Source organism: Lonepinella sp. MS14434, from assembly GCF_042468235.1.
Classification (GTDB): domain Bacteria; phylum Pseudomonadota; class Gammaproteobacteria; order Enterobacterales; family Pasteurellaceae; genus Lonepinella.
Map to the genome: position 1 here is coordinate 2,039,240 of NZ_CP170386.1, position 13,314 is coordinate 2,052,553.

General features: G+C 41.6%; 15 protein-coding genes. 1 reads left to right on the plus strand and 14 read right to left on the minus strand.

What is annotated here, in order from left to right:
* Positions 1 to 110: 110 nt before the first annotated feature.
* Positions 111 to 1,538 (plus strand): aspartate ammonia-lyase, encoded by a 1,428-nt coding sequence (gene aspA / locus O1Q79_RS09855; protein WP_386692123.1) that lies wholly within the window; start codon positions 111 to 113, stop codon positions 1,536 to 1,538.
* Positions 1,539 to 1,605: 67 nt separating this feature from the next.
* Here the strand turns inward: aspA and O1Q79_RS09860 are convergent, their stop codons facing one another.
* The 14 genes from O1Q79_RS09860 to ispD all read right to left on the minus strand — a co-directional run bounded on the left by O1Q79_RS09860 (position 1,606) and on the right by ispD (position 13,311).
* Entirely contained in the window at positions 1,606 to 2,205 is a 600-nt protein-coding gene (locus O1Q79_RS09860; protein WP_386692125.1) for a NapC/NirT family cytochrome c, read from the minus strand.
* A 9-nt stretch (positions 2,206 to 2,214) separates the two neighbouring features.
* Positions 2,215 to 2,682, minus strand: coding sequence for a nitrate reductase cytochrome c-type subunit (locus O1Q79_RS09865; RefSeq protein ID WP_386692127.1), 468 nt, complete (start codon positions 2,680 to 2,682; stop codon positions 2,215 to 2,217).
* A gap of 36 nt (positions 2,683 to 2,718) precedes the next feature.
* Positions 2,719 to 3,612, minus strand: coding sequence for a quinol dehydrogenase ferredoxin subunit NapH (napH, locus tag O1Q79_RS09870; protein WP_386692129.1), 894 nt, complete (start codon positions 3,610 to 3,612; stop codon positions 2,719 to 2,721).
* Positions 3,612 to 4,514 carry a ferredoxin-type protein NapG gene (gene napG, locus O1Q79_RS09875; protein WP_386692131.1) on the minus strand — a complete coding sequence of 301 codons (903 nt, stop codon included), beginning with the start codon at positions 4,512 to 4,514 and terminating at the stop codon, positions 3,612 to 3,614. The genes napH and napG overlap by 1 nt, the downstream gene beginning before the upstream one ends.
* A 155-nt stretch (positions 4,515 to 4,669) precedes the next feature.
* Positions 4,670 to 7,153: a nitrate reductase catalytic subunit NapA gene (napA, locus tag O1Q79_RS09880; RefSeq protein ID WP_386692133.1), complete on the minus strand. Its 2,484-nt coding sequence runs from the start codon at positions 7,151 to 7,153 to the stop codon at positions 4,670 to 4,672.
* Between the two features lie 53 nt (positions 7,154 to 7,206).
* Entirely contained in the window at positions 7,207 to 7,470 is a 264-nt protein-coding gene (locus O1Q79_RS09885; protein WP_386692134.1) for a chaperone NapD, read from the minus strand.
* 6 nt (positions 7,471 to 7,476) lie between these two features.
* On the minus strand, positions 7,477 to 8,001 hold the full coding sequence (napF, locus tag O1Q79_RS09890) for a ferredoxin-type protein NapF (RefSeq protein WP_386692136.1): 525 nt from the start codon (positions 7,999 to 8,001) through the stop codon (positions 7,477 to 7,479).
* 199 nt (positions 8,002 to 8,200) lie between these two features.
* Positions 8,201 to 9,502, minus strand: coding sequence for a murein hydrolase activator NlpD (gene nlpD / locus O1Q79_RS09895; protein ID WP_386692138.1), 1,302 nt, complete (start codon positions 9,500 to 9,502; stop codon positions 8,201 to 8,203).
* A gap of 15 nt (positions 9,503 to 9,517) precedes the next feature.
* Entirely contained in the window at positions 9,518 to 9,709 is a 192-nt protein-coding gene (locus O1Q79_RS09900) for a hypothetical protein (RefSeq protein WP_386693389.1), read from the minus strand.
* A gap of 8 nt (positions 9,710 to 9,717) precedes the next feature.
* Complete coding sequence (locus O1Q79_RS09905) at positions 9,718 to 10,293, minus strand: YqaA family protein (RefSeq protein WP_386692140.1); 576 nt, start codon at positions 10,291 to 10,293, stop codon at positions 9,718 to 9,720.
* 38 nt (positions 10,294 to 10,331) lie between these two features.
* A complete protein-coding gene (gene surE, locus O1Q79_RS09910) occupies positions 10,332 to 11,072 on the minus strand; it encodes a 5'/3'-nucleotidase SurE (protein WP_386692142.1) in 741 nt (246 codons plus the stop codon).
* A 9-nt stretch (positions 11,073 to 11,081) separates the two neighbouring features.
* A complete protein-coding gene (gene truD / locus O1Q79_RS09915) occupies positions 11,082 to 12,095 on the minus strand; it encodes a tRNA pseudouridine(13) synthase TruD (protein ID WP_386692144.1) in 1,014 nt (337 codons plus the stop codon).
* The gene (gene ispF, locus O1Q79_RS09920; protein WP_386692146.1) at positions 12,095 to 12,571 is read right to left on the minus strand and encodes a 2-C-methyl-D-erythritol 2,4-cyclodiphosphate synthase; all 477 of its coding nucleotides are present in this window, start codon (positions 12,569 to 12,571) and stop codon (positions 12,095 to 12,097) included. The genes truD and ispF overlap by 1 nt, the downstream gene beginning before the upstream one ends.
* Complete coding sequence (ispD, locus tag O1Q79_RS09925) at positions 12,568 to 13,311, minus strand: 2-C-methyl-D-erythritol 4-phosphate cytidylyltransferase (protein WP_386692149.1); 744 nt, start codon at positions 13,309 to 13,311, stop codon at positions 12,568 to 12,570. The genes ispF and ispD overlap by 4 nt, the downstream gene beginning before the upstream one ends.
* Positions 13,312 to 13,314: the final 3 nt, after the last annotated feature.

Here is a 13,314-nt window from a genome sequence, read left to right on the forward strand (position 1 = left end):
ATTTATTTTTCATTATGTGATCTCGATCAAATTTTTTCTGATTAGAATTGGTTATCATGATTAAAGCATAAAAGTTATTATTCGACATTAACAACCAAGAGGAGAAAATAATGAACAATACTCGTATTGAAGTTGATTTATTAGGTGAAAGAAAAGTCTCTAATGATGTCTATTGGGGAATACATACTTTAAGAGCGGTCGAAAATTTTAATATTTCCAGAAATACGATTTCTGATGTACCAGAATTTGTGCGTGGTATGGTGATGGTGAAAAAAGCCACTGCATTGGCAAATGGCGAATTAGGTGCAATTCCGAAAAAAATAGCCAATGCGATTGTACGAGCCTGTGATGAGATTTTAGTTAAAGGGCGTTGTATGGATCAATTCCCGTCTGATGTGTATCAAGGCGGTGCAGGAACTTCGGTGAATATGAATACTAACGAAGTTGTAGCGAATCTTGCATTGGAATTGTTAGGTCATCAAAAAGGGCAATATGATATTATCAACCCAATGGATCACGTTAATGCCAGCCAATCCACTAATGATGCCTATCCAACAGGATTTCGTATTGCTGTTTACAACAGCATTGTTGCTTTAATTGATAAGATCCATTATTTGCAAACAGGTTTTGAAAATAAAGCAAAAGAATTTGCTAATGTATTAAAAATGGGTCGTACCCAATTACAAGATGCCGTACCGATGACAGTGGGGCAAGAATTTAAAGCCTTTGCGGTATTATTGGAAGAAGAAGTGCGTAATTTAACCAACACCGCTAAATTATTGCTTGAAGTGAATCTCGGGGCAACTGCCATTGGTACGGGATTAAATACCCCTGATGGGTATTCGCAATTAGCGGTGAAATATTTAGCTGAAGTTACCCAATTACCTTGTGTCTTGTCTGAAAATTTGATTGAAGCTACTTCAGACTGCGGTGCTTATGTCATGGTGCATGGTGCATTAAAACGAACTGCGGTGAAATTATCCAAAGTTTGTAATGATTTACGTTTGCTTTCCTCAGGTCCAAGAGCTGGATTAAATGAAATCAATCTGCCAGAATTGCAAGCAGGTTCGTCCATTATGCCAGCCAAAGTCAATCCTGTGGTGCCAGAAGTGGTGAATCAAGTTTGCTTTAAAGTGATTGGTAATGATACTACGGTAACATTCGCTGCTGAGGCAGGTCAATTACAATTAAATGTGATGGAACCCGTAATCGGTCAGGCTATGTTTGAATCTATAGAGATCTTGGCAAATGCTTGTGTGAATTTACGCGATAAATGTATTGACGGCATTACGGTCAACAAAGAAATTTGTGAAAATTTCGTCTTTAATTCGATTGGTATTGTCACTTATCTTAACCCATTTATTGGTCATCATAATGGTGATATTGTGGGTAAAATCTGTGCGACCACGGGTCGAAGTGTGCGAGACGTCGTGTTGGAAAAAGGCTTGCTGACTGAAGCACAATTAGATGATATTCTGTCTGTGGAAAATCTGATGAATCCGACTTATAAAGCCACTCGCTTTGTTGATGAAGAATAGTTAAAAAAACAAAATATTCACCGCACTTTTATGGTGTTAACTAAAAGTGCGGTGATTTTTTTCGTTTTTATTTCAACATGTCTTGCGGTACAAAACTTTTCTGGACATCTTTCATTTGTGGTAATTGATGTGCAATGCCTTTGTGGCAATCAATACAGGTTTTGCTTTGTTCTTGTGCCATGGTGTGCATTTGTTGTGCGACGGCTTTTTGTTGGGTGAAATCCATATCATCAAAATTATGACAGTTTCGACATTCTTGCGAATTATTGGCTTTCATTCTCGCCCATTCACGTTCTGCCATTTCTAAACGATGGGCTTCAAATTTTTCTTTAGTATCGACTTTACCCGTAATATGGGCTAATACTTCCGTACTGGCTTGCATCTTGCGGATCATTTTTGGTCCAAACTCATGGGGCACATGACAATCGGAACACACTGCTTTTACCCCGGAACGATTGGAATAATGTACCGATGCATGGTATTCAGGCACCACATCATTCATATGGCAATCGGAACAGAATTGTTCGGTATTGGTGGATTCCATACCTTTATTAAAGCCGCCCCAAAGAAATAGGGTGGCAATAGCGGTTAATATGATGACCGTGCCAATAGCCATATTACTTGGGCGACATAAATATTGACGAATTTTCTTAATCAGGCTCAACATGATTCCCCCTTATTTCCCTTGATTTTGACGTATAGTGTCAAATTTATTTTGAATAATTGGATTGACTTCGGTTTGTTGTACGTGACATTGCAAACAAAAATAACGGCGCGGCGATGTTTCACCGGTTGGGTTGCCATCACGATCTTGAAAGTGACTTTCCGGGACTCTCGGAGCGCCTGTCGTCGGAGAGACATCTGGAGAATGGCAAGCTAAACATTGGTTTGCATTTTTGGTCACTTGTAAACCACGAATACTATGCGGCACGAGTGGCGGTTGAAATAGAAACGTAGTAGGAATATTACCGGCATCTTTTAATGGATTATTATAGGCGGGGGCAACATTTTCGGGAATCTGTTCTAATTGGTCGATAGACCCTATGTGATTAGAACTCATGTTATTAGAATCAATGTTATTTTGCACATCGGCGGTAGCAAACGCAGAAAGTGTGGTTAAAATAAAAGTGAGATATTTTCTCATATTGAGTTCACTCCGTAATTAAAGTAGTAAAATAAGTTAAATATTTTTAATGGTAATCTGTTTCTCAAAACGAGAACCAAAAGCAAAAACCTGTTCTGCACAAACGTCAATACAACGTCCGCAACTGATACAGTCTTTATCTAAAATAATCGGGCTATCTTGCACCGAACCATGTAGTGGCAAACGTAAGACTTGGGGTTCCGGACAAACGTTATAACAGTCCATACAGCGATCACAACGTGAACGATCGACCACATTGACTTTGATCATACTTTTGGCACCAATTAAGCCATACAATGCCCCGATCGGGCAAAGATGTCCGCACCAACCATGTTCGACGACAAATAAATCAAACAAAAAGATAATCGCGACCAACCATAGGGTTGCTCCCAAGCCGAACACAAATGCTCGACCTAATGCCGCCACAGGATTAATCCATTCCCACAACAATGTGCCACTGATTGCACTTCCGACTAAAATCATCAGCAATATACCATAGCGTAATTGACGTGGCAGTTTGGCACTTTGCCGAATACCCAATTTTCGGCGTAGCCACGCCGATAAGTCTGTCACCATATTCATTGGACAAACCCAACTACAAAAGGCTTTACTGGCGATCAAGGCATAAAATACTACAATAATGAATGCCCCTAAAATCGTCGTCCATTCAGGTAGATAACCTGTAGCAAGGCTTTCCATGGTAATTAAAGGATCAGTTAACGGAATACGATCAAATAAGACACTTGCACTATAGTTCCCTTTTAAAATCCACACATTCCATAATGGACCCGTTAAAAACAGCAGAATAATGCTTAACTGGCTTAACCGTCTTAATAATAAAAAGCGATAAGCTCGCCACCAGCCTAATTTCTGGCGGGCTTCTAAGCCGGCATCTTTTGGTTTATTGGGGGTAAATTTCACCGTCGCCATTATTTCACCCCTTTCGTATTTAAATCCAAATTCGGGAAGTGTTCTGCTTCAGGCACCGTAGTAGAACTTGGTTGATAATCATAGGTAGCTCGATTTGGTGTTGCTACTTTGCTATCAGGTTTCACCTGCATAAATTGATAAGTCGGTTCCGATTGTCCTTCAGGCATTCGTGCATCAAGAGCTGGATGTAAACCGTCAGGGTGTCTTTCTTCCAATAAGGCTTTACCGGCATTTTGTTTTTCTTGCCAACCTAAACGATAGTGGCGACCTAACATTCCTTTGGCGAGATCCATCGGTAACACTTTGATGGCGGCTTCTTCCAATACGCAAGCTTGTTCACATTTGCCACAGCCTGTGCAAGCATCGGAATGGACTGTTGGGATCAATTTAGCATGAATTTGGGTGCGGTCGTTATGCACTTTTTCCAAGGTGATTGCTTTGTCAATTAACGGACAAACACGATAACACACATCACAACGCAAGCCTTGCCAGTTCAAGCAAGTTTCATGATCAAGCAAAACCGCTAAGCCCATTTTGGCATCATTAATATCCTGTAAGGATTCGCTTAAGGCCCCCGATGGACAAGCATTCATACAAGGAATGTCAGGGCACATTTCACAGGGTTTATCACGTGCGATAAAATAGGGTGTACCTGCTTCCATTGGAGATAACAGAGAGGCAAGGTGCAACATATCATAAGGGCAAGCCTGCACACATTGTCCGCAACGCGTGCAAGCCGCTAAGAAATCATCTTCATTTAACGCACCCGGTGGGCGTAATGCGACACCTTGCTTGGCATTGGCTTGATGCTGTTGTAAACCTAGAATCACCCCAACACCACACAAACCGGCAGTGGTTCGAGTAGCGTTTTTGAGAAATTGACGGCGGTTTGGATTTTGCATAAATGTATCCTGTTTTACCCTCGCCCTAGTCCTGATCCTAAAGGGAGAAAATATTTTGAAGTGCGGTGAAAAAATCAAAAATTTTATAACTTCTCCCGCACTTTCCTCCAAAAATAACTCACTCTTTAGACAACTTAAGGGATAAGGGTACTCCTTTAAGCCTTAACCACTTTTACCGCACATTTCTTGTAATCGGTTTCGCCTGAAATCGGATCGGTGGCATCTAAGGTTAATTTATTCGCAAGCTGACCCGCATCAAAGAAAGTGGTGAAAATCAAGCCTTTCGGTGCTTTATTACGTCCCCTTGTGTCAAGGTGAGAAAGCATTTCTCCGCGGCGAGTGATTAATTTGACTTTGTCACCATGACGTAATCCCCGTTTTTTCGCATCATCAGGGTGCATCCAAACTAAATTATTCGGAAACGCACGATGAAGTTCTGGAACACGGCGAGTCATGGTGCCAGTATGCCAATGCTCCAACACCCGTCCGGTACAAAGCCATAAATCATATTCATTATCAGGACTTTCTGCTGGTGGCTCATAAGGGACACCTAATATAATCGCTTTTTTATCTGGATAGCCATAAAACGCCACGTCTTCATCCGCTTTCACATAAGGATCATAGCCCTCACGATAACGCCATAACGTTTCTTTGCCATCCACCACAGGCCAACGTAAACCTCGAACTTGATGATAGGTGTCAAAGTTGGCTAAGTCATGACCATGACCACGTCCAAAACCCGCATATTCTTCAAACAATCCTTTTTGTAAGTAGAAACCGAATCTATCCGCTTCATCATTGAGATAACCGGGAATATCTTTTGGTATGTCGAATTTATTGACTTCACCATTTAAATACAATACTTCATACAGGGTTTTGCCACGATACTCCGGCATTTGGGCTAATAGTTCTTCGCTCCACACTTCATCGGTTTTAAAATATTTGGAGAATTCCACAATTTGCCATAGATCGGATTTAGATTCTCCCGGTCCTTTTACCTGTTGATACCAAAATTGGGTACGGCGTTCCGCATTGCCGTAAGCACCTTCTTTTTCCACCCACATACAGGTTGGTAAAATTAAATCTGCCGCTACCGCAGACACCGATGGATAAGGATCGGACACCACAATAAAGTTTTCAGGATTACGCCAACCCGGGAAAATTTCATCATTAATATTGGGACCACCTTGCATGTTGTTAGTGCAAAGTTGCCATAGGAAATTGAGTTTACCGTCTTTCAGCATACGACTTTGCATGACGGCTGAATAGCCCAGTTTAGTCGGAATGGTACCTTTCGGTAATTTCCAAATTTTTTCTGCAATTTCAACATGTTTTGGATTGGTAACGACCATATCTGCTGGCAAACGGTGGATGAAAGTACCTACTTCACGAGCCGTGCCACAGGCGGACGGTTGACCTGTTAAGGAAAACGGTCCACAACCGGGTTTCGAGATTTTGCCGGTTAATAAATGCACGTTATAAATCATATGGTTGACCCACACGCCACGCACATGTTGGTTAAAGCCCATGGTCCAAAATGACACCATGTTCTGTTCAGGATCCGCATACATTTTGGCAAGCGTTTCAAGTTGATCTTTTGGTACACCTGAGATTTCGTGTGCTTTTTCTAAGGTATAAGGAGCAACGATTTGCTTAAATTCATCAAAAGAAGAATCGTGCATTTTCCCCGCACTTTTTGCATTTTGAGCGGCTTGTTGTAACGGGTGTTCTGGGCGTAAGCCATAGCCAATATCCGTTTCCCCCCGTTTAAATTTAGTATGTTTATTAACAAAATCCCAATTCACTTTGTCATGTTGAATAATGTAATTGGCGATATAATTCAAAATCGCCAAGTCAGAGTGCGGTGTAAAAATAATTGGAATATCGGCTAATTCAAAAGAACGGTGTTCATAAGTCGAAAGTACCGCCACTTTGACATTTTCATTGGATAAACGGCGATCAGAAATACGGCTCCATAAAATCGGGTGCATTTCTGCCATATTCGATCCCCACAGCACAAAAGCATCGGTTTTTTCAATATCGTTATAACAGCCCATCGGCTCGTCCATACCAAAAGTCCGCATAAAGGCGACGGCGGCCGATGCCATACAGTGACGTGCATTGGGGTCAATGGTATTAGAACGTAAGCCCGCTTTCCATAATTTTACTTTGGCATAGCCTTCAAAAATGGTGGTTTGTCCTGATGAAAACATACCCACGGAATTCGGTTCTTTTTTCTTCAGGATCTGTTTGATTTTTTCCGCCATCACGGTGAATGCTTGATCCCAAGACACTGGGGTGAAATCCCCTTCTTTGTGGAATTTACCGTCTTTCATGCGTAATAAGGGGGTTTGTACACGGTCTGCACCGTACATAATTTTGGTCAGGAAATAACCTTTAATACAGTTCAAGCCACGGTTGACTTCCGCATCAGGATCGCCCTGTGTTGCGACTACGCGCCCATCTTTGGTGCCGACCAACACACTACAGCCAGTACCACAAAAACGGCAAGGGGCTTTATCCCATTTAATTCCCGTATCATCGGCATATACATTTGTCACAGGAATGGCCATTCCCGCCGCGGTGGCGGCTGCCAGCGCGGCATTCGCTTTCATAAAATCTCTACGATTGAGTTCCATAGTCTTGTCCCACGTTTTGCTATGTTTTTAATAAAAAATAATCAGTTAAAAAGTTATTGCTCATCAAGATAATTGGCAATCAGAGAGACCACAATTACGCCATTAATCTCTTTTACTTCATCTATACGATCCGCTAAGGTTAATTGACGATCGCTCTCAATCGTCACCACTAACTTGCCTTCTTCCCGTTTTTCAGCGTGAATTTCTGTATGTGGAATCGTCAATATGTCAGCTTTCACCTGTTCTAATTTTGTCGGTTTCGCTTGCACCACAAGGCTGCACACATACCAATTTTCACTTGGGTTTAGATTATCCATTTTTTCTTATGCTATATTTAAAATATGAATGGCTTGTGTCGGACAAACTGCTAAACAAGCCCCACAACCATTACAACTTTCTAATGCTAAAATTAATTCCACAATGCCACCGAGTTTTGGGCGAAAACGAATAGCTCGGCTGTCGCAACTGTCGCCACAGGAACGACATTCAATGTTGTGAGTTAATAAACAGTTATGTTGTATTTCAACTTTATGTAACCAAGGAGTTTCATCAGTTGCACGAAAGACATCTTCCGGACAACTTTCCATACAGTGTTGGCAAAAGGTACATTCGCCACGTGCAAAATCAATTTCAGGAAAACCGCCTTTGCCTTTGATGATAATCTGCGTTTCACAAGCTGTGATACATTTATCGCACACCGTACATTTTTCCACAAATTCATTCAAATTCGCCCAAGGTGGGCGGATTGCTTGATAACCTTGCACTTTCTCCTGTTCTGTTTTCAGACTATGCAAAAATCGTCCCTGTAAAAATGCACGGCGTGGTAAAGACGGTTGGCTGTGTTGCAAAAAAATCTCTTTATATACTTAGTTTAAATAGTGATTAATTATGAAGCGTTTTAGAGAAATTTATTATTACCCTAAGGGGGTATTTATGGGTGATTTTGGAATTTTTATTGATTAGGATCAAAAAAAGTGAATAAATAATAAAACCGTCTGAATAAGACAGACGGTTTGACAGAAAAGTGCGGTGATAAAATGGCTATTTTTAACGTTTCGGTAAATAACGAGTTGGATCCACAGATTTACCTTTATAGCGAATTTCAAAGTGAAGTTTTACACTATTGGTACCCGAACTTCCCATTTTGGCAATCTGTTGCCCCGCTTTAACTTGCTGTTGGTCGCTGACAGAAATGCTGTCATTATGTGCATAAGCACTTAAGAAATCATCATTATGTTTAATAATAATTAAGTTACCATAACCACGTAATGCATTACCCGCATAAACCACACGTCCAGCAGCGGCGGCATAAACAGCTTGACCTTTTGAACCGCTAATATCCACCCCTTTATTGCCACCGTCAGAATTTGAGAACCCTTGTACCACTTTACCAGAGGTTGGCCATTGCCAAGTAATATTAGATTGTGGTGTGGTTGAATAACTACTACTTGAGCTTGATACCGCGGTGGCAGTGACAGTTCCCGCCGTGGCAGCACCAGAAACGACACCCGTCGTAGTGGTTGTCGTGATAGGTGAACTGGTTGTTGTGGTGGCTTTAATTGGCCCCGCTACTGCTTGTTCTGCCGAACCTGCAGTGGCTTTGATAGGACCAGTTACTGTACCGTCAGAACCATATTGTGTTCCATTGGCAGCCGCAGTATAAGTTACTGCGGGTTGTGTGGTGACGCTCACTTCTTTACATTCTTGTTTAGTTTCTGTTGTGGTGATGGTCGTTGAACCATTAGATGTTTTTAAGGTTTGTCCAATGCTTAATTTATAGGGTTCACTCATCCCATTTAGACTAGCCAGTTCTTTGACATCAATCCCCGCAATATAAGCAATTAAGAACATCGTATCGCCTTTTCTCACCGTATAGCTAGTCCCTTTATAGAAACCTTTGTCGATTTTGCTGTAATCAGGCGCATTTGTTTGACTATTACGTGGAATTTCTACGCTTTGACTTTGGTTACTTGCAGCCGGTTTAGTCACCTGTACTTGCACGGGTTGACACACGGTTTTGGTGGTTGTTACTGGCTGTGTAGATTGTTGTTGCACTTGTTGTAGGGATGGTGCAGTATTTGTTGTCGCCACAGCAGTGGTATTTACCGTATTGGCATAAGTCCCCGCTTGATTTGCCACGCTTTGGGTGACTACTTGATCGTTCATACCAACTGGCATATTACTTGGTTGAACCTGTGGTTCCCAAGTGCTATTGGTACTGGTTTCGACGGGTTGCATAATACCCGGAGTTAGTGAACTATCCGCACTTACAACTGGGGCGTGATTAGAACCTGAACAAGCGGTTAATACGAAAGCAGTTAAAGGGAGTAATAAAAATGTTTTGTTCATAGTCAAATCTCTTAATTATTTCATGTTTGATGGCATTTGGCTGGGTTGAATCTCGGGTATAAAACCGCCTCCTTCTACAGCGCCAGTTCCGGCTACTGGTTGCATAATGCCGTTTGGTAATTCATTTGGATCTTTGGGTTGTACGGATTGTGAAGAACAAGCCACGACACAACAGATTATTGCTAATCCAAAAATAAATTTTTTTATCATATTATTTATCTCAAAATTAAATAAGCAATAACAGCAAGGACGACGACGGACCAACCGATTAACTCAATAGATTTACGTAATTTTGCCGCGAATTTCTCACCGCCCCATGCGGCTAGTTTGGCGACTAATACAAAACGTGCTAAGCGAGAAATAAAAGCGGTTGCGACAAAAGGTAAAAATACCATCAGCATGACACCTGCCGCAATAGTAAAAATTTTATAAGGAATCGGTGAAAATCCAGCGACAAACACCACCAAAATCCCCCATTTTTCAAACCACGAAATAGCCGTGTCCCAATAAGGTTGATAGCCTAATTTGATAATATATCCTTGTACAAAGTCAAAGGCATAATAGCCTAAGCCATAACCAATCATACCGCCCATGACCGACGCAAGTGCGGTGTAGAATGCTAATTTTAATGCATCCTTTGGTTTTGACATAGACATCGGAATCAGCATAACATCTGGCGGAACGGGAAAGAAAATGGCTTCAATAAAGCTCACCAAACAAAGCCAAAATACCGCAAAACGATGTCTTGACCATTGCATGGTTTTATCATACATTGCACCGAAAATGTTCAAATTTATATCCTGTTTTTATGCGATAAGCAAAGTTGTTATTATTCCTTGTCTAACCAGTTTTGTAAAGCAACGATTGAATGATGTGCGGTCAAATCTGGTTGAATAGGGGTAATCGCCACATAGCCATTTTGTAGCGCATAAAAATCAGTCCCGTTCCCTGCTTCATCCGGCAACCCTGCCGGGCCGATCCAATAAATCACTTCATTACGTGGATCTTGCTGTTTAATAATTTCTGCCGCAGAAGCACGATGTCCCAGCCGACAAACTTGTAATCCTTTGATTTCATTATAAGGCAAATCAGGTACATTAATATTAATCATTTCACGCCTGCTTAATAATTCTCCATGTAAGCGTGGCACGAGATCACAGACCACTTTTGCTGCTGTTTCATAATGTTGACGACCATCTAAAGATACGGCTACCGCCGGCAAGCCCAAATGGCGACCTTCCATTGCCGCTGCCACCGTACCAGAATAAAGTGTATCATCACCTAAATTTGCCCCCGCATTAATGCCCGATACCACTAAATCAATTTTACCGGATAAAAAGCCGTTCAAAGCAAGATGCACGCAATCTGCCGGTGTGCCATTAATGCAGTAATCACCATTGTCTAATTTACGTGGACGTAACGGTTCAACCAAGGTTAATGAGTTTGACGCGGCACTGCGATTGCGGTCAGGCGCAACCACAATCACATTAGCGAAGCGACGTAAATACGCCGCTAAAATTTGAATCCCTTCGGCATGATAACCGTCATCATTGGATAATAAAATATTCATGCTGCTTTCCTATTTTTGTTCTTTAATTAATACTAATTCTCTAACCAAAGCGGTGGCATAACTGCCAGCCGGTAAATAAAAAGCGAGTTTTAACCCGCTATCCACAAATTGCCAAGAAAAATTTTGTGGTTGCATTAATAACGGTCTGCGTGCCGGTTTTAAGTGTTCTTGTTGCATTAATTTTTGTAATGCTAGATGTTCTGCTACCACTGTATTTTCTAGTTCACAAGCTGATTGTATAGTTTCACCAATTAATGGTGCTGTCAGCGAAATATCCCGATTTTCTAACCGCACTTGTAAGGCAGCTAAGTCTTCTTTTTCATCTGCGACAAACCAACTATGTGAACCGCTTAACTGCACAATGTCTTGTGCTAAAATTTGGTTAGCTAACCCCATTTCAATCCGTTTTGATACCACGAGATTAAAGATTTCACTGCGAGCAGCGGATAAATAAAAACTACGTTTTTTACGATCTCTAACCTGAATTTCACCTTTTGCCCAAGCCATGGCTTGAGTCAAATTATGACCGTCTCGTCCGAAACGTTGTTCCATAAAATAATTAGGAAAGCCAACATTCTGCAAATTTTTTAACCGCACTTTTAATGCATCGGTTTCCGCCACATCACGCAATAAAAGCTCAAAATCATTACCGTCTAAACTACCGATACGAATTTTGCGATTATGGCGCGTGACATCAAGGATTTCCACACCATCTAATTGAAACTGGTTAAAATCAGGGGTAGGCTTGCCGGGGAGTTGAATACTGAACCATTGTTCTGTCACGGCGTGGCGATCTTTCAAGCCTGCATAACTTATTTGACGGGCCGGTACACCACAAAACGCCGCCAACTTTTCGCCCACAAAAAGGGTGTTAGCATTGATTTTGCGAACCTTGACCGCCACAAATTCGCCGTCCCCCGACATTTCATAACCTAACCGTTCTTTTACCACAAAATCGGCACATTCTGCCTTTAAAAGTGCGGTTTGTTCTGGTTGAGTTTGTAAATAGGCTAAATCTAGCATTAGGCTTTTACCAACAATGCAACGGCTTCAGTGGCAATACCTTCGCCACGTCCAGTAAATCCCAGTTTTTCGGTGGTAGTGGCTTTGACATTCACTTGCTCAAGATTACATTGTAAGTCCGTGGCAATTACTTCTCGCATCGCATCAATATATGGACGCATTTTCGGTGCTTGAGCGATAATGGTGACATCTACATTACCGATTTTATACCCTTTTTGTTGTACCTGAGCAAAGGCCTCACGCAACAAAATGCGGCTATCAATATCTTTAAATTGCATATCGGTATCGGGAAATAATTTGCCAATATCTCCCAATGTCACCGCCCCAAGTAAAGCATCGGTTAAGGCATGCAATGCCACATCGCCATCACTGTGAGCGATAAATCCTGTATGATAAGGCACTTCAACACCGCCAATAATTAACCGACGATCTTGTCCAAAAGCATGTACATCAAAGCCATGTCCGATTCGGATCATAATGTTTCCTTGTTGTTTTGTTGAGATAAGTAAAATGCTGCCAACGCCAAATCTTCTGGGCGGGTCACTTTGATATTATCGGTTCGACCTGAAACTAAGTGCGGTTGAAATCCGGCGAGTTCCATCGCAGATGCTTCATCAGTAATTGCCAGTCCTTGTTGTAACGCTGTTTGTAAAGCATCTCGCAATAAATCCACAGGGAAAAACTGCGGGGTTTGTGCGAGCCAAATATGATTTCGATCTTCGGTTTGTTGAATTTGTTGATTTCCTGTGGCTCGTTTAATGGTATCAATAGCGGGTGTCGCCAAAATGGCACCGTTAGGATCTTGAATCGCGAATAATTTATTGATATCAGCATGAGTTAGGCAAGGACGAGCGGCATCATGCACCAATACCCAAGTATTGTCACCGGGTTGAATGTGTTTTAGACCATTGAGTACACTATCGGCTCTTGTTTTCCCACCGTGAATGACACAAATTGTTGGGTGATTTAAAAACGAGAAATCCTTTAAATAAGGATCATTGGGTGCCACCGCTAAAATAATTTGCTCAATATTTGCTGGGTGGGTTAGTAACACATTCAAACTATGCTCTAAAATGGTTTTACCTTGAATTTGCAAATATTGTTTCGGTTTATCTGCTTGCATACGAGATCCCACGCCAGCTGCCGGTATTACGGCGACAATTCGACGATGAGCAACGGGAAAAAGTGCGGTGTTTTTTGGGGGATTTTTTGTCATCAA